At 73.2% G+C, this 15,118-nt stretch carries 16 protein-coding genes; 8 read left to right on the top strand and 8 right to left on the bottom strand.

Features of this window, described 5'->3' with window-relative positions; all coding sequences use genetic code 11:
- Positions 1-40: 40 nt before the first annotated feature.
- On the top strand, positions 41-1,030 hold the full coding sequence (gene rfbB, locus HUT10_RS22355) for a dTDP-glucose 4,6-dehydratase (protein ID WP_176173020.1): 990 nt from the start codon (positions 41-43) through the stop codon (positions 1,028-1,030).
- Positions 1,031-1,038: 8 nt separating this feature from the next.
- The gene (gene rfbD / locus HUT10_RS22350) at positions 1,039-1,929 is read left to right on the top strand and encodes a dTDP-4-dehydrorhamnose reductase (protein WP_176173019.1); all 891 of its coding nucleotides are present in this window, start codon (positions 1,039-1,041) and stop codon (positions 1,927-1,929) included.
- On the opposite strand, the gene HUT10_RS22345 is transcribed toward rfbD, so the two are convergent.
- Positions 1,908-2,489 (bottom strand): TetR/AcrR family transcriptional regulator, encoded by a 582-nt coding sequence (locus HUT10_RS22345; protein ID WP_254896978.1) that lies wholly within the window; start codon positions 2,487-2,489, stop codon positions 1,908-1,910. The genes rfbD and HUT10_RS22345 overlap by 22 nt on opposite strands.
- Positions 2,490-2,565: 76 nt before the next feature.
- Between HUT10_RS22345 and HUT10_RS22340 the strand changes: the two genes are divergently transcribed.
- Positions 2,566-3,312 (top strand): ABC transporter ATP-binding protein, encoded by a 747-nt coding sequence (locus tag HUT10_RS22340; RefSeq protein ID WP_176173017.1) that lies wholly within the window; start codon positions 2,566-2,568, stop codon positions 3,310-3,312.
- Here the strand turns inward: HUT10_RS22340 and HUT10_RS22335 are convergent.
- The 3 genes from HUT10_RS22335 to HUT10_RS22325 are packed head-to-tail and all read right to left on the bottom strand — an operon-like array spanning position 3,298 to position 7,857.
- A complete protein-coding gene (locus HUT10_RS22335) occupies positions 3,298-4,383 on the bottom strand; it encodes a glycosyltransferase family 1 protein (RefSeq protein WP_176173016.1) in 1,086 nt (361 codons plus the stop codon). The two genes, HUT10_RS22340 and HUT10_RS22335, sit on opposite strands and share 15 nt — an antisense overlap.
- Positions 4,376-6,889, bottom strand: a complete 2,514-nt coding sequence (locus HUT10_RS22330; RefSeq protein ID WP_176173015.1) for a glycosyltransferase — start codon at positions 6,887-6,889, stop codon at positions 4,376-4,378. The genes HUT10_RS22335 and HUT10_RS22330 overlap by 8 nt, the downstream gene beginning before the upstream one ends.
- Positions 6,890-6,921: 32 nt before the next feature.
- Complete coding sequence (locus tag HUT10_RS22325; protein WP_176173014.1) at positions 6,922-7,857, bottom strand: glycosyltransferase family 2 protein; 936 nt, start codon at positions 7,855-7,857, stop codon at positions 6,922-6,924.
- A gap of 9 nt (positions 7,858-7,866) precedes the next feature.
- Between HUT10_RS22325 and HUT10_RS22320 the strand changes: the two genes are divergently transcribed.
- The 3 genes from HUT10_RS22320 (at position 7,867) to HUT10_RS22310 (ending at position 11,210) form a co-directional block, all read left to right on the top strand.
- Positions 7,867-8,943 carry a glycosyltransferase family 1 protein gene (locus tag HUT10_RS22320; RefSeq protein ID WP_176173013.1) on the top strand — a complete coding sequence of 359 codons (1,077 nt, stop codon included), beginning with the start codon at positions 7,867-7,869 and terminating at the stop codon, positions 8,941-8,943.
- A 150-nt stretch (positions 8,944-9,093) separates the two neighbouring features.
- Positions 9,094-10,242, top strand: coding sequence for a glycosyltransferase family 1 protein (locus HUT10_RS22315; RefSeq protein ID WP_176173012.1), 1,149 nt, complete (start codon positions 9,094-9,096; stop codon positions 10,240-10,242).
- 107 nt (positions 10,243-10,349) lie between these two features.
- A complete protein-coding gene (locus tag HUT10_RS22310; protein WP_176173011.1) occupies positions 10,350-11,210 on the top strand; it encodes a glycosyltransferase family 2 protein in 861 nt (286 codons plus the stop codon).
- On the opposite strand, the gene HUT10_RS22305 is transcribed toward HUT10_RS22310, so the two are convergent.
- Positions 11,207-11,665, bottom strand: coding sequence for a hypothetical protein (locus HUT10_RS22305; protein ID WP_176173010.1), 459 nt, complete (start codon positions 11,663-11,665; stop codon positions 11,207-11,209). The genes HUT10_RS22310 and HUT10_RS22305 overlap by 4 nt on opposite strands.
- Before the next feature lie 141 nt (positions 11,666-11,806).
- Between HUT10_RS22305 and HUT10_RS22300 the strand changes: the two genes are divergently transcribed.
- Together HUT10_RS22300 and HUT10_RS22295 are read left to right on the top strand one after the other, a co-directional pair.
- Entirely contained in the window at positions 11,807-12,895 is a 1,089-nt protein-coding gene (locus tag HUT10_RS22300; protein WP_176173009.1) for a sugar phosphate nucleotidyltransferase, read from the top strand.
- Positions 12,896-12,899: 4 nt separating this feature from the next.
- Positions 12,900-13,796, top strand: coding sequence for a DNA-3-methyladenine glycosylase (locus tag HUT10_RS22295; RefSeq protein ID WP_176173008.1), 897 nt, complete (start codon positions 12,900-12,902; stop codon positions 13,794-13,796).
- Positions 13,797-13,977: 181 nt separating this feature from the next.
- Here the strand turns inward: HUT10_RS22295 and HUT10_RS22290 are convergent, their stop codons facing one another.
- From HUT10_RS22290 to HUT10_RS22280, 3 genes are read right to left on the bottom strand one after another with little or no spacing between them, the layout of a single operon-like run.
- Positions 13,978-14,331 (bottom strand): hypothetical protein, encoded by a 354-nt coding sequence (locus HUT10_RS22290; protein WP_176173007.1) that lies wholly within the window; start codon positions 14,329-14,331, stop codon positions 13,978-13,980.
- A complete protein-coding gene (locus HUT10_RS22285) occupies positions 14,331-14,696 on the bottom strand; it encodes a GntR family transcriptional regulator (protein ID WP_176173006.1) in 366 nt (121 codons plus the stop codon). Before HUT10_RS22285 ends, HUT10_RS22290 begins: the two co-directional genes overlap by 1 nt.
- Positions 14,693-15,109, bottom strand: a complete 417-nt coding sequence (locus HUT10_RS22280; RefSeq protein ID WP_176173005.1) for a hypothetical protein — start codon at positions 15,107-15,109, stop codon at positions 14,693-14,695. Before HUT10_RS22280 ends, HUT10_RS22285 begins: the two co-directional genes overlap by 4 nt.
- Positions 15,110-15,118 lie beyond the last annotated feature (9 nt).

Raw genomic sequence — 15,118 nt, 5'->3', positions numbered from 1 at the left:
GCGGAATGCCCCGCCCGGGGGCGTGAGGAAAGGCGGGAAGATGCGGGTCCTGGTCACCGGTGGTGCCGGCTTCATCGGGTCGCACTACGTCCGGCAGGTGCTGACCGGCGCCTACCCGGCGCTGCGCGACGCCGAGGTGGTCGTGCTGGACAAGCTCACCTACGCGGGCAACGAGGCCAACCTCGCCCCGGTCGCCGCCGACCCGCGGCTGCGGTTCGTCCGCGGCGACATCTGCGACACGGCACTGGTCGTCGACGTGATGACCGGCGTTGACCTCGTCGTGCACTTCGCCGCCGAGTCGCATGTGGACCGTTCGATCCTCGGCGCCGCCGACTTCGTGCTGACGAACGTGCTCGGCACGCAGAACCTGCTGCAGGCGGCACTGGAAGCCGGGGTCGGCAAGTTCGTGCACGTGTCCACCGACGAGGTGTACGGCTCGATCGAGCACGGTTCGTGGACCGAAGACCACCTGCTGGAGCCGAACTCGCCGTACTCGGCGTCGAAGGCGTCTTCCGATCTGGTGGCGCGCTCCTTCTTCCGCACCCACGGGCTGCCGGTGTGCATCACCCGGTGTTCCAACAACTACGGTCCGTACCAGTTCCCGGAGAAGGTCATCCCGCTGTTCGTCACCAGCCTGCTCGACGGGCGCAAGGTGCCGCTCTACGGCGACGGGCTCAACGTCCGCGACTGGCTGCACGTGGACGACCACTGCCACGGCATCCAGCTGGTCGCCGAGGCGGGGCGGCCCGGCGAGATCTACAACATCGGCGGCGGCACCGAGCTGACGAACCGGGAGCTGACGGAAAAGCTGCTCGCGGCGGTCGGCGCGGACTGGGACAGCGTCGAACCGGTCGAGGACCGCAAGGGCCACGACCGCCGGTATTCGGTGGACATCACGAAGATCGGGAAGGAGCTGGGGTACGCTCCGCGCGTCTCGTTCGAGGACGGCCTGGCCGAGACAGTGGCCTGGTACCGGGACAATCGTGCGTGGTGGGAGCCCCTCTCCGGCCGGGCCGCGCTGAAGAAGTAGGAGTTCGTGTGCGGCTGACGGTGCTCGTGCCGGGTGGTTCCGGACAGCTCGGCCGGGATCTCGCCGCGCTGGCGTCCCCTTCGGTGGACGTCGTGGCGCCGGGTTCCGCCGAACTGGACGTGACGGTGACGGGCCAGGTGCTGGCCGCGGTCGGCGGCCTGGCCGAGCGCGCCAGGGAAGCGGGCTCGCTGCCGGTGGTCGTCAACGCGGCGGCGTACACGGCGGTCGACAAGGCGGAGACCGACGAGGAGCGCGCGTTCGCGGTCAACGCGGACGGACCCCGGGTGCTGGCGGCGGCGTGCGCGTCCCGGCGGGTGCCGCTGATCCACGTGTCGACGGACTACGTGTTCCCTGGCGATGCTTCGCAGCCGTACGAGCCTTCGGACGCACTGGGACCGCGCTCGGCGTACGGCCGCACGAAGGCGGCGGGCGAGGACGCGGTGCTCGGGTCCGGGGCGGCTTCGTGGGTGGTGCGGACCGGGTGGCTCTACGGGCGGTCCGGGTCGAACTTCGTGAAGACCATGGCCGCGTTGGAGTCCTCCCGACCGGAGCTGTCCGTTGTGGACGATCAGATGGGCGGTCCCACGTGGACGGCCGACCTGGCGGCGGGGTTGCTGGAGCTGGCTTCGCGGGCGGCTGCGGGTGAGGGGCCGTCGCAGCGGGTCCTGCACTGCACGAACGCGGGCGAGGTGAGCTGGTGCGGCTTCGCGCGCGCGGTGTTCCGGCACCTGGGCGCGGACCCGGCGCGGGTGAAGCCGTGCACGACAGCGGAGTACCCCCGCCCGGCGGCGCGTCCGGCGTACTCGGTGCTGTCCCCGGCCGCGTGGCGGGAAGCCGGGCTGACCCCGATGCGGTCGTGGGAAGACGCGCTGGACGCCTACTTCGCGACGGCCAAGTAGGCGAGCGTCATCTCGGTCGTCTCGGCCGCCCACGTGGTCCAGTCCAGTCCGTCGGGCCAGTAGCGGCCCGTGGCGGCGCGGTGCACGCAAGCACCGATGACGGTCCTCGCGGCGGTCCGGACGGCCGGGCTGTCTCCCGCGGCTTCGACGAACGCCTGCTGGATGGCGGCCAAGGCCTGCAGGCCGCGTTCGCGACCGTCCGCGCGCTGGCCGTCGAGCAGCTCGGAGAAGATCCGGTCGTGGGTGGCGAAGGTGTCCGCCAGTGCCCGGGTGAATGCGCCGACGACCTCGCGCAACCCGGGCCCCGAGCCGCGCAGTGCCGTGCCGACGTTCGTCTCCAGGTGGTCGAGCAACTGGTGCTTCACCGCGAACAGGAGCTGGTCCTTGCCGGCGAAGCGGCGGTAGATCGCGCCCACCGACAGTCCGGCCCGCTCGGCGACCGCGCCGATCGTGAACTCCTCGTGGCCGCGGTGGGCGAGCACGTACTCGGCCGCGGCCAGCACCTTCTCCAGTGACGCGCGGCTGCGCGCCTGCTGCGGCGGACGAAAGCCCTCCTGCACGGATCCCTCCCACCGGTCTCGGCCCAGATGCGAATGATAACTTGCATTCACATTCGAGCCGCGGAGGGGTGGCAGCATGGTGCGCATCGAGGTGGAGAACGCCTACGTCGACTTCCCGATCTTCGACGCCAAAACCCGGTCGCTGAAGAAGCGCGTGCTCGGCAAGGTCGGCGGGAAGATCGGCACGCAAGCCAAGACGCCGATCATCGAAGCCCTGCAGGACATCACTTTGTCGCTGGCCGAAGGCGACCGCGTCGGGCTGGTCGGCCACAACGGGGCCGGCAAGTCCACCCTGCTCCGGCTGCTCTCCGGCATCTACGAGCCGACGCGGGGCCGCACCCGGGTCGTCGGCCGGATCGCGCCGGTGTTCGACCTCGGCGTCGGGCTGGACCCCGAGGTGTCCGGCCGCGAGAACATCCTGATCCGCGGACTGTTCCTCGGCATGAACCGCGCGCAGATGGAAAAGCGCGTCGACGACATCGCCGAGTTCACCGAACTCGGCGACTACCTCCACCTGCCGCTGCGCACCTACTCGGCGGGCATGCGCGTACGGCTCGCGCTCGGCGTCGTCACCACGATCGACCCCGAAATCCTCATCCTCGACGAAGGCCTCGGCGCCATCGACGCGGCCTTCCTCGCCAAGGCCCGTGCCCGGCTGGTCGCCCTCGCCGAGCGGTCCGGGATCCTCGTCTTCGCCTCGCACTCCGACGAACTGCTCGGCGAACTCTGCACCGACGCCCTGTGGATGGACGAGGGCCGCATCCGCCGCAGTGGCCCGCTCGACCACGTCCTCGCCGCTTACAAAGGGTCAGTGGCGCCCTGAGGCCAGCCGGTACGCGCCCACCGTCAGCTCCGCGCACGTGCGCCACGTGAAGTTCGCCGCGTGGGCTCGTCTCGATGCCGAGGTGGCCACCGCGTGCGGGTCCGTCACCGCCGTTCGCAAGGCTTCCGCCAAGCCGTCCACGTCGCCGTACGGGACCAGGCTCGCGCACTCGCCCGCCACCTCGCGCAGGGCCGGGATGTCCGTGCAGACCACCGGGACGTCCGAGGCCATCGCCTCCAGCACCGGCAGCCCGAAGCCCTCGTCGCGCGAGGGGAGCACCAGGGCCGAGGCGCCAGCCACCACCGTGCGCAGGTCCACATCGGACAGATAGCCGGTCTGGAACCGGCGGGGGCCGCGGGGAAACGGTCCCGGGCCGGCGAACACCAGGTCGGGCAGGTCCGGCGCCGCCTCGTGGGCGCGGGTCAGCCAGTCCAGGCCCTTGCGCGGGCCCGCCGCGCCCGCGAACAGCAGGTACTTCGCCGGCAGGCCGAGCCGGGCCTGGCGCTCGTCGTCCGGGGGGCGCGCGGTGAACCAGGCCGGGTTCACGCCCAGCGGGGTCACCACGATCTTCTCGCGGGAGACGTCGAGGCGCTCCGCCACCGCGTCCGCCACCGCCGCCGTCGGGGTGCAGATCACGTTCGCGCGGCGGGCGCCGCGGCGGACCAGGGCCGGGAGCTCGCGGTCGCTCGGGGCGAGCTCCGCGGGATTGTCCAAAAAGGCCAGGTCGTGGATCGTCACCACGCCCGCCGCGCGCAACCGGCCCGGCAGCACGAAGTTCGTCCCGTGCACCACGTCGGTCGGGCCGGCGAACAGCTCCACCGGCGGGAAGTCCGAGCGCAGCCACGCCATCCGCAGCAACCGCGCCGCCACCGGCATCCCGCGGGCACGCGCGCCGTACGGGAGCACGTGCCGCAGCCGCCGCCAGCCGCGCAGGGTGAACGCCACCGCGCGCGTGTCGACCTCCGGGATCGACACCAGTTCTTCGCTCAGCGCGGCCGTGTACCGGCCGATCCCGGTGCGGGCGCCGAGCAGCGGGGTTCCGTCGAGGAGGACGCTCAGTGACCTAGCCACGGCGGAGCCGTTGCTTCGCGACCTTCACCGCACGGCCACCCACGCGGCGGGCCAGCTCCGCGGGGCCGCCGGCGTCGAGGTATTCGCGGATCAGGTCCAGGTCCCGCCGCAGCATGGCCCGGCCGCGCACCGGCGGCGTCGTCACCAGGTCCGCGGACCCGGGCAGCCGGTCGGCCGCCGGGCGCGGGTCGCGGCAGAACTCCACCAGCGGCTTCAGCGCCTCGGGCCACGCGAACCGCTGTGCCACGACCGCGAGCCGCTCGACGCAGCCCGCGGCGAACTCCTCGTCGTACAACGCCTTTTCCAGCGCGTCCGCCAGCGCGGCGTCGTCCTCGGCCGGGACGACGACACCCAGCCGCTCCGCCCGGACCAGGTCGGCGAAACTGTCGCCGTCGGTGGTGACGATCGGCAGGCCGGCCCACAGGTAGTCGAGGACGCGGGTGCGGAACGCGAACGTCGTCTCGACGTGCTCGTAGTGCGTGGTGACGCCGCAGTTCGCGTCGAGCAGCCAGTTCTGCCGCTCTTGGTAGGGCACCCACTGCTCGTTGAAGTAGACGTGCTTGCCGGTCAGCCCCAGCGAATCCGCCAGCCGGATCGTCCGGGTGCCGATGTCCATCTCGGCGACCTCGGGGTTCGGGTGCTTCATGCCGAGGAACACCAGCCGGACGTCGCCGCGGCGGCGGCGCAGCTTCTCGATCGCGCGGACCAGCGTCAGCGGGTCGAACCAGCTGTACACCCCGCCCGCCCACAGCACGACGTGGTCGGTGCCGCCGATGCCCAGCGACGAGCGCAGCCCCGGCCCGGTGCGCACCGGCGCTTCCGGCGGCAGGCCGAACGGGACGACCGCGAGCAGCGACTGCGTCGTCGGGTCGGCGTCGTAGAGGCGCGGCGAAAGCCGGCCCAGCGCGGCGAGGTGGCCGAGCCAGAAGTGCCGCTGCCGCTCGGACGCGCAGAGGAAGAAGTCGCCGCGCTCGAGCTGGGCGTCGAGGACCCGGGTGACGCCGGCGAGGTCGGCCGCGCGCCGGTCGTCGGGGACGCCCTTGCCCTGCTCCAGCAGCTCCAGGTGCATCGGGTCGTACAGGTCGGCGACGACGATCTTGCCGCTGTGCTGCTTCTTCAGCGAGGGCGCCAGCTCCAGCACGTGCCCCTGCAGGACGACGACGTCGGCCCAGGCGATCGGCCCGTCCAGCTCGCGGTGCTTGCCCGCGCTGACCCGGAACGGCGCGGGCGGCGGCGTGGCGAGCGGGTTGGTGGTGATGAGGTGGACGTCGTGTTCGGCGGCGAGCGCGAGCGCGATGTTCCAGGCGCGGATCGCCGGGCCCGCCATCCGCTCGGTGAGCGCGTCGCCGGTGATCACCAGGATCTTCCGGCGCTGCCCGAACGCCTTCTCGATGCCGAACGCTTCGACGAGGATGTCGTGCGCGGCCAGGTACCGCGGCAGCGGGTAGGCGGGCTCCAAGGCCTTGCGCAGCAGGGGAAGCAGGTCGGCGTCGGTGCGGACGCGGGCGGCCTGCTCGACCGCGCGGGACTCGGCCAGCGACGGCAGCTGTTCGACGAACTGGTCGATGGCCAGCAGCCCGGCGAGCGTGGTGCGGGGGACGGCGACGTCGCCGGATTCGACCGGGCCGACACCGCGTTCGAGGTCGAGCTGGGTGGCGTCCAGCTCGCCGCGGGCGGTGGCCCGGCGCACGGCCAGTGCGAGCGCGGCCGGCAGCGCGCGGGCCAGCGTCTCGTCGGAGAGGTTCTTGTAGAGCGAGGCCAGGGCGTTGCGCTCCAGGAGGAACGTCTCGCGGCCGGTCTCGGGTGCGTCGACCGACGCCATCGTGGCGTGGTGGCGGTGGTAGGTCAGCGACTCCGGGACGTACCGCACGCGCCAGCCGCGCAGGTTGAGCCGCCAGCCGAGGTCGACGTCCTCGTAGAACATGAAGAACCGCTCGTCGAAGCCGCCGAGCTCGGCGAACACGCCCGCCCGGACGAACAGGGCCGAGCCGGTGCCGAACAGGACGTCCTTGACGACCTCGTGCTCGGCCGCCGGGACGTCGGCCAGCGGCGCGCCGGCGTGGCGCTTGTAGCCCATGCCGAACCAGGTGAGGCCGCCGTCGACGAAGTCGGTGCCGGTGCCGTCCCAGTCGAGGACCTTGCTGGCCACGGCGGCGACGCCGGGCTGGGCCCGCAGCTCGGCGACGGCGGCGGAGACCCAGCCGGGCGCCGGGCGGGCGTCGTTGTTGAGGAAGGCGAGGACGGTGCCCTTCGCGTGCTTCGCGCCGAGGTTGCAGCCGCCCGCGAACCCGGTGTTGCGGCCGGCTTCGACGATCTGGGCCTGCGGGACGGCCTCGCGGATGCGCGCGGCCTCGGCTCCGTTGCCGGCGGAGTTGTCGACGCAGATCAGCTCGAGCTCGGGGTAGTCGTGCTCGGCGAGCGCGCGCAGGCAGGTGATCGTGTCGTCGGCGCCGTGGTAGTTGACCACGATCACCGAGACGAGCGGTTGCGGATCCCCCTGCGCCAAAGCCAGCTCCTGTCGTCGGATTGCCAGCAAGCTTAAAGGCCCGCCCATGCCTCCCAGACCGCGCCTCGGCCGAGCGGCGCGCGGCGGGTGATCTTGCGGCGTGCCCGCAACGTCGCAGGTAACCGCGAGGCGACCTCGGCCAGCACCCGGCAGCGCAGGCCGAACCGGAAGTTCGCCGCCGCCGGGCGCCCCGGCCGCAGCGGCAGCACCGCTGTCAACACGGCGAAGCGGACCAGCTGGTTCACCGCGACGCCGCCCGGCGCGCAGCGCAGCAGCATGAGCAGCCGGTTGCGCTCGTTCCAGCGGTGGAACTCCGGCGAGCCCAGCTCGCTGCTGACGCCGTGGGCGTGCCGGACGCGGGCCTCCGGCGCTGCGACGACGTCCCACCCGGCCAGCCGCAGCCGCCACGCCGTGTCGGTGTCCTCGTAATAACAGAAGAATCCGGCCGGGACGCCGTCGACCTCGCGCAGGGCGTCGGTGCGGAGCAGGGCCGCGCCGCCGCAGAAGCCGAACACCTCGCCGGTGGGCTCGGCGACGTCGGCGCCGTGGCCGTCCGCGGTCAGCCGGACGCCGGCGGACTGCGTGGTGCCGTCGGGGCGCACGAGCCGGGACGTCGCCGCGGCGGCCAGCGGGGCTTTCTCCAGGGTGTCTTCGAGCGTCGCGAGCCAGTCCGGCGCGGGTTCGGCGTCGTCGTTCAGCCACGCCATGAACGGCGTCCGGAGCTGCCCGGCGGCGACGGCGAGGGCGCCCGCGTAGCCGGCGTTGCGCGGGAGGCGGAGCACCTCCGGGCGCGACGGGTGGGCCGCGAGCAGGGCGGCGGTGCCGTCGTCGGAGGCGTTGTCGACCACGAGCGTCCGATGTGGACGCGTCTGCGCGGCGAGCGCGTCGAGGCAGGCCGTGATCTGCCCGGCACCCCGCCAGGTCACGACTACCACCGTGGTGGCGGGATTCGCGGTCACGTCCCGCACAATAGCCGCGTGCCCGAACTGGTCGTGCTCGCCGAGCAGCTCCTCGCGCCCGTGCCCGGTGGCACCGGGCGCTACACGGCCGAGCTGCTCCCCGCGCTCGCGAAGACCGCGCCGCCGGGCTGGACGGTGTCCAGCGTGGTCGCGCGGCACGCCGACGTGGACGCGGCACGGCTGGACGGCGTCGACGGGCCGCGGGTGCTGCGGATCCCGCCGCGGGCCCTGGTCGCCGCGTGGCAGCTGGGCCTGCGCTGGTGGCCGGGCGGAGACGCGGTGCACGCGCCGACGCCGTTCGCGCCGCCGCGCGCCCCGGCCGGGAAGACGCTGAGCGTGACCGTGCACGACACCGTGCCGTGGACCCACCCGGAGACGCTCACCGCGCGCGGGGTCAGCTGGCACCGGTCGATGATCGCGCGGGCCGCCCGGCGGGCGTCCGGCCTGGTCGTGCCGACGCGGGCGGTCGCCGACGAGCTCGCGGTGCTCATCGACGTCGACGTCCCGGTGCGCGTGGTGCCGCACGGCGTGCGGGTGCCCACCGGCGACGCGGACCTGGAGCTGCCGGCGCAGTACGTGCTGGCGGTCGGCACGATCGAGCCGCGCAAGGGCATCGACGTGCTGATCGACGCGGTCGCGGCGCTGGACGGGGTGATGCTCGTGCTGGCCGGCCAGCCGGGCTGGGGCGGCGTCGACCCGGTCGCGCTGGCGGCCGAGCGCGGCCTGCCGGTGGAGCGGCTGCGGGTGCTCGGGAAGGTGTCGGACGCCGAGCTGGCGACCGCGCTGCGGCACGCGAGCGTGCTGGCCGTGCCGAGCCTGGCCGAGGGGTTCGGGCTGGGCCTGCTGGAGGCGATGGCGGCGGGGGTCCCGGTGGTGCACACCGACGTCCCGGCGCTGGAGGAAGTGGCGGGCGGAGCCGGGCTCGTGGTGCCCCGCGGGGACGCGGCGGCGCTGGCGGCGGCGCTGCGGGAGGTGCTCGGCTCGCCGGCCAAGGCGGCGGAGCTGACCCGGGCGGGGCGAGAGCGAGCGCGGACCTTCACGTGGCGCCGGGCGGCGGAAGCTGTGTGGGCTATCCACCGGCGGGCGCACGAGTGAACCTTGTTCTGGTCAGGCCGGCGCTACGGACCCGCAGCCCAGCCACCTGAAGTGACTCTTGCGCCGGCCGACGGCAGAACAAGGTTCATCGACCAGCCCGGTTTGCCAGTTCCTCACCAATGGCCCGGGGTGCCGCCGTACTCTGCTGGGGTGAGCGATGACCCCCGGGTCCTGATCGATGCGACCGCGGTTCCCGCGGACCGCGGCGGCGTCGGCCGGTACGTCGATTCGCTCGTCGCCGCCCTCGACACGGACGGGGCCCGGATCACCGTTGTCTGCCAGCCCCGTGACCTGCAGCTTTACGATCGGCTGGCCCCGCGTTCCCGGGTGGTGCCCGCTTCGCCGGCGACGACGACCCGCACGGCCCGGCTGACCTGGGAACAGGCGACGCTGCCCCGGCTGACCCGCCGCCTCGGCGCGGACGTCGTCCATTCACCGCACTACACGATGCCGCTGGCGACCTCGGCGGCCTCGGTGGTGACGCTGCACGACGCGACGTTCTTCACCGACGCCGTGCTGCACTCGTCGGTGAAGGCCCGCTTCTTCCGCGCGTGGACGGCAACGGCGTTGCGGCGCGCGACGCTGTGCGTGGTCCCCTCGGCGGCGACGGCGTCGGAGCTGGCCCGCGTCGGCCCGGTCCGGCACGCTTCGCTGGAAGTGATCCACCACGGCGTCGACAGCGAGCGCTTCCACCCGCCGTCCCCGGCCGAGATGGCGGCGGCGCGGGCCGCGATCGGCCTCGGCCGGACGCCGTACGTGGCGTTCCTGGGGGCGCTGGAGCCGCGCAAGAACGTGCCGGCGTTGATCCGCGGGTTCGCGCGGGCGGTCGCCGGCCGCCCGGACGCGCCGGCGTTGGTGCTGGCCGGCCAGCCGGGGTGGGACACGCAGGTGGAGCGGGCGCTGGACGCCGTTCCGCACCGGCTGCGCGTGATCCGGGCGGGGTACCTGCCGTTCGGGACGCTGGCGGGGTTCCTCGGCGGGGCCGAGCTGGTGGCGTACCCGTCGCTGGGGGAGGGGTTCGGGCTGCCGGTCCTGGAGGCGATGGCCTGCGGGGCGTGCGTGCTGACCACGCGCCGGCTGTCACTGCCGGAGGTGGGCGGCGACGCGGTGGCGTACTGCGGAGTGGGCGCGGGAGACGTCGCGGCGGCTTTGGGCGAGCTGCTGGCGGACCCTGGTCGGCGGGCAGAGCTGGCCACGGCGGCGCAGCAGCGCGCGAAGGAGTTCTCGTGGGCTACGACCGCGGAGCGGCACCGGGAGGCGTACGCCAAGGCGTGGTCCCGCCACCTCCGCACCCGCTGAACCCGTGATCCGAGGGGTCGGCGGTTTCGTTGCCCCCGGATTTCTTGCATCGTGCTGCTGGGCCGGGGCACCCGATTCACCCTCGGTGACGCGTGGACAATGGCCGGGTGACTGAGCAATCCCGCTATGGCGACGGTGTCGGCGTCGTGACCGTGACCTACTTCTCCGAGGACACCATCGAGCGGTTCCTCGACACCCTCGAGAAGGCCACCGAGCGCGAGGTCAAGGTGGTCGTCGCGGACAACGCGTCCGTCGAAGGCGCTCTCGAGCAGGTCACCTCGCGGCGGAAGAACGTGCAGCTGCTCACCATCGGTGAGAACGTCGGCTACGGGACCGCCGCCAACCGGGGGGTCGCCGAGCTCGATGACTCCTACGGGTGGGTCGTCGTCGTCAACCCGGACCTCGAATGGGAGCCCGGGTCGCTCGACGCGCTGCTCGAGGTCGCCGGGCGGTGGCCGCGGGGAGGCGCCTTCGGGCCGCTCATCCACGATCTCGACGGCACCGTCTACCCCTCCGCGCGGCTGCTGCCGTCCTTCGGGCGCGGGATCGGGCACGCCCTCTTCGCGAAGGTCTGGCCCGGCAACCCCTGGACCAGGCAGTACCGGCAGGAGACCGGCACCCCGGCCGAGCGCGTCTCGGGCTGGCTGTCCGGCTCGTGCCAGCTGTTCCGGCGGGAGGCGTTCGACTCCGTCGGCGGCTTCGACACGCGCTACTTCATGTACTTCGAGGACGTCGACCTCGGCGACCGGCTCGCCAAGGCCGGCTGGCTGAACGTCTACGCGCCGTCCTCGCGGGTGACGCACGAAGGCGGGCACTCGACGTCGCAGGCGTCGAAGAAGATGCTCGCCGCCCACCACGCCAGCGCCTACCGGTACCTCGCCGACCGGCACCCGGGGCTCGTCTGGAAGCCGGTGCTGGCCGCCGTGAAGCTCGGCCTCGCCCTGCGGCTGAAGCTGGAGACCCGCTAGATCCCGTCGAGCCGGCGCGAGAGGTCGGACTTGCCGATGTTCTGAGTCACCGTCGGCACCAGGCCGGTGTCCTCCGGCTCGGGCTCCTTCAGCGGGCTCGTGATCTGCTCGGCCTGTGGCCGGCGGGACAGCGGAGCGGGCTTCGGCAGCGGCGTCGTCGGCGAAGGCGTGTTCAGCGGGGTGGTCTGCTGCTGGCGGCGGCCGCCCTGGACCTCCATCCGGCGCGTCGGGGCCGAGCCGGCCAGCGGGTGGTCGTTCTCCTCGATCAGCGACGCCGGCAGCTGCGTTGTCGTGTCGGGGTCGCGGCTGCGATCGAGACCGTCGATCTGCGCGCGCGGGATCTGCTGGGTGTTCGCCGAGTCCATCGGTGACGTCGCGCGGTCGGGTGTCACGACGAACACACCGCGCGCCTGGGCTCGTGCGAGCAGGGCGTCCGCCCGATCGCGGGGGTCCATCCCCTCGGCCTCCCGACTGACCCGGGGCCCTCTGGGGAAAGGCCCGCCTGTTTCCTGTCTAGGGTAGGCCCTCGGGGCGAGCTCCGTCAGGGTTTCCCGCGGCTTGTCGCTCAGCGGTGCGTGATACAAGAGGAGATTTCCGTGACGTCCGAGGTCCGAAGCGACGCTGTCGACGCCGTCGTGCTGGTCGGGGGCAAGGGCACCCGCCTCCGTCCGTTGACGCTGTCGGCGCCGAAGCCGATGCTCCCGACAGCCGGGACGCCGTACCTGAGCCACCTGTTCTCCCGCATCCGCGAGGCCGGCATCCGGCACGTCGTGCTGGGGACGAGCTACCGGGCGGAGGTGTTCGAGGAGTACTTCGGCGACGGCAAGGCCATCGGCCTGGACCTGGAGTACGTCGTCGAAGAGGAGCCGCTCGACACCGCGGGCGCGATCCGGAACGTCTACGACAAGCTGCGCGCCGAGCACGTGATCGTCTTCAACGGCGACATCATCTCCGGCTCGGACCTCGGCGAGCAGCTGCGGGTGCACCACGAGTCCGCGGCCGACGTCACGCTGCACCTGCAGCGCGTGCCGGACCCGAGCCGGTTCGGCTCGGTGCCGACCGACGAGACCGGGCGGGTCCAGGCGTTCCTCGAGAAGACGCCGAACCCGCCGACCGACCAGATCAACGCCGGCTGCTACGTCTTCCGCCGCCCGGTGATCGAGGCCATCCCGACCGGGCGCCGGGTCTCGGTGGAGCGCGAGACGTTCCCGCAGCTGCTGGAGCAGGGCGCGCACATCCAGGGCTTCGTCGACAGCTCGTACTGGCTGGACGTCGGCACGCCGGAGGCGTTCGTCCGCGGCTCGGCCGACCTCGTGCGCGGCCTGGCGCCGACGTCGGCGCTGCCCGGCCGTCCCGGTGACTTCCTGGTGCTCGACGGCGCGTCGGTGGCCGAGGACGCCCAGCTCAGCGGCGGTTCGACGATCGGCGTCGCGGCCGTGGTCGGCTCGGGCGCGAAGGTCGACGGCTCGGTGCTGTTCGACGGCGCGGCGGTGTCCGAAGGCGCGATCGTCGAGCGTTCCGTGCTCGGCCACGGCGCCCGCGTCGGCGCCGGCGCGGTGCTGCGCGGCGTGGTGCTGGGCGACGGCGTGTCGGTCGGGGCCGGCTGCGAGCTGCTCGACGGCGCCCGCGTCTGGCCGGACGTCGTCCTGCCCGACGGGTCCGTCCGGTTCTCGAGCGACGCGTAAGCCGATGTTCTGGCGTCCCGCGTTCGAAGTCGACCTGGGCCGGGTCCTGGGTCCGCTGAAGCGCGGCCGCGGGTCGCTCAACATCCTCACCGACGAGCGCGGCATCACCTGGCTGGCGTCGAACACGCCGGACGGGCCGGGCACGCTCGCGCTGCGCCGCCTGTCCGACGGCCGGATCGAGGCCGCGGCCTGGGGCCCGGCGAAGGACCGCCTGCTGGGCGGGGTACCGGCGCTGCTGGGGGCGAACGACGACGATTCGGGCTTCGTCGCGCACCACGACGTCGTCGCGCGCGCCCGCCGGGCGAACCCGGGCCTGCGCCTGGGGGCGACCGGGGTGGTGTGGGACTGGCTGGTGCTGGCGGTGCTGGAGCAGAAGGTGACGGGCAAGGAGGCGATCCGCTCGTGGGCCGAGCTGTGCCGCCGGTTCGGCGCGCGCCCACCGGGCCCGGCCCCGGAGCGGCTCCGGCTGCCGCCGGCCCCGGCGCAGGTGCTGGCGCTGCCGGACTGGCACTGGCACCGCGCGGGCGTGGACATCAAGCGGCGGACGGCGCTGGTGAACGCGGCCAGGATCGCCCCGCACCTGGAGCGCGCGGTGGAGCTGGGCGGGCTCGAGGGACGGCACTGGCTGCGCCAGGTCCCGGGCATCGGCGTGTGGACGGCGGCGGAGATCGCCCAGCGCGCGTGGGGCGACCCGGACGCGGTGAGCTTCGGCGACTACAACATCCCGTCGATGGTGGGGAACGCGGTGCTGGGCACGAAGCTCGACGACGCGGGGATGGCGGAGGTGCTGGCCCCGTACGCACCGCAGAGGCAGCGGGCGGTCAGGTACCTGGAGGCGGCTGGGTTCACGCGGCCGAGGTTCGGGCCGCGGATCGAGTTGCGGGACTACCGCGCGATGTGAGGCGACGCGCGGCGGCGCGTGGGTTGGGGGTGGTGCGGGGCGGCTGAGTGGTTGCTGAGGCGCTTGGGTTGCGGGTGCCGCGGCGCGGAGCGCTTCCGGGCGTCGGCGCGCCCAGTGGTTCGCAGCGTTGCTGCCGCGGGGCGCGAGCTCCCATGTGGGTGAAGCGCGGCCCCTTCGGGGCCTACTGCTGCGGGTAACCACCCGGCGGCGGGTACGGCGGCTGCTGTCCCGGGAATCCGGGCGGCTGCTGCCCGGGGTAGCCCTGCGGCCCGCCGAATCCGTCCTGCGGCCCGCCGAAACCCTGCTGCGGCCCCGCGAATCCCTGTTGCGGCGGATACCCCGGCGGCTGCTGCCCCGGAAACCCCTGGTGCCCCGGAAACCCTTGCTGCGGCGGGTAACCCGGCTGCTGGTACCCCGGGTACTGCGGCGGATAAGGCGGCTGCTTCGGCTTGTTCCCGTTCACCACCAGCAGCACCACTCCGACGATGCCGGCGATCACCACCAGCAGGATCAGCAGCGTCAGGACGCTCAGCATCAGCCGTTCCCCTCGTCGAGTGCCGCGCGGACGATCGACAGTGCCTCGGCGTCGGCCAGGCCGAGCTTACGGGTCGTCTTCGCGTACTCCGCCGCCGCCTGCTGGGCTCGGCGGCGGGTCTGGTCGCCCGCCGCCGCCACGAAGCTGCCCGCGCGGCCTCGGGTTTCGATCAGGCCCGCCTCCTCCAGCTCCCGGTACGCCCTGGCCACCGTGTTCGGCGCGATGCCGAGGTCGGCCGCCAGCTGCCGGACCGTGGGGAGCTTCGTGCCCACCGCCAGGCTGCGGTCGTTGATCCGGGTCGCCAGCCCCGACCGGACCTGCTCGAACGGCGGGACCGGCGAACCGCTCTCGAAGGGGATGATCACCAGCTCTGCGGACCCGCTCCCGGCCCCGGCAGCTGCTGCTGTTGCTGCGGGAACGACGGCCCCTGCGGCGCGTACTGCTGCGGCGACGGCGGGTACCCCGGCTGCTGCTGCGGGAATCCCTGCGACGGCGGCGGGTACCCCGGCGGCGCGAACCCCGGCTGAGCAAAGCCCTGCGAAGCCGGGAACCCCGGAGACGGCGGCGGCGCGAACCCCTGCTGCGGCGGGAAACCCGCGTTCGGGAAGTTCCGCTTCATCGCCTCCTCACGGCGCATCTTCGACACCCGCACGATCACCGCGATGACGAACACGATGATCCCCAGCACGATGAGCCCGAGCACGACGTACCCGAACACGCCGGTGTCACCGCCGCCGCCGGAGTGGTAGTGCACCCGCTCCGGGAACTGTGTAGCCATGTGGTCCCT

The sequence above is a fragment of the Amycolatopsis sp. Hca4 genome (assembly GCF_013364075.1).
GTDB lineage: Bacteria > Actinomycetota > Actinomycetes > Mycobacteriales > Pseudonocardiaceae > Amycolatopsis.
The sequence above is the reverse complement of the archived record's forward strand: the minus strand, read 5'-3'. Positions and strand labels throughout refer to the sequence as shown.

Bases quoted from the DNA above. Each gene is read 5' to 3' on its own strand.
- rfbB (WP_176173020.1), top strand. From the start codon at position 41: ATGCGGGTCCTGGTCACCGGTGGTGCCGGCTTCATCGGGTCGCACTAC.
- HUT10_RS22340 (WP_176173017.1), top strand. From the start codon at position 2,566: ATGGTGCGCATCGAGGTGGAGAACGCCTACGTCGACTTCCCGATCTTC.
- HUT10_RS22305 (WP_176173010.1), bottom strand. From the start codon at position 11,665: ATGGACCCCCGCGATCGGGCGGACGCCCTGCTCGCACGAGCCCAGGCG.
- HUT10_RS22295 (WP_176173008.1), top strand. From the start codon at position 12,900: ATGTTCTGGCGTCCCGCGTTCGAAGTCGACCTGGGCCGGGTCCTGGGT.
- HUT10_RS22290 (WP_176173007.1), bottom strand. From the start codon at position 14,331: ATGCTGAGCGTCCTGACGCTGCTGATCCTGCTGGTGGTGATCGCCGGC.
- HUT10_RS22280 (WP_176173005.1), bottom strand. From the start codon at position 15,109: ATGGCTACACAGTTCCCGGAGCGGGTGCACTACCACTCCGGCGGCGGC.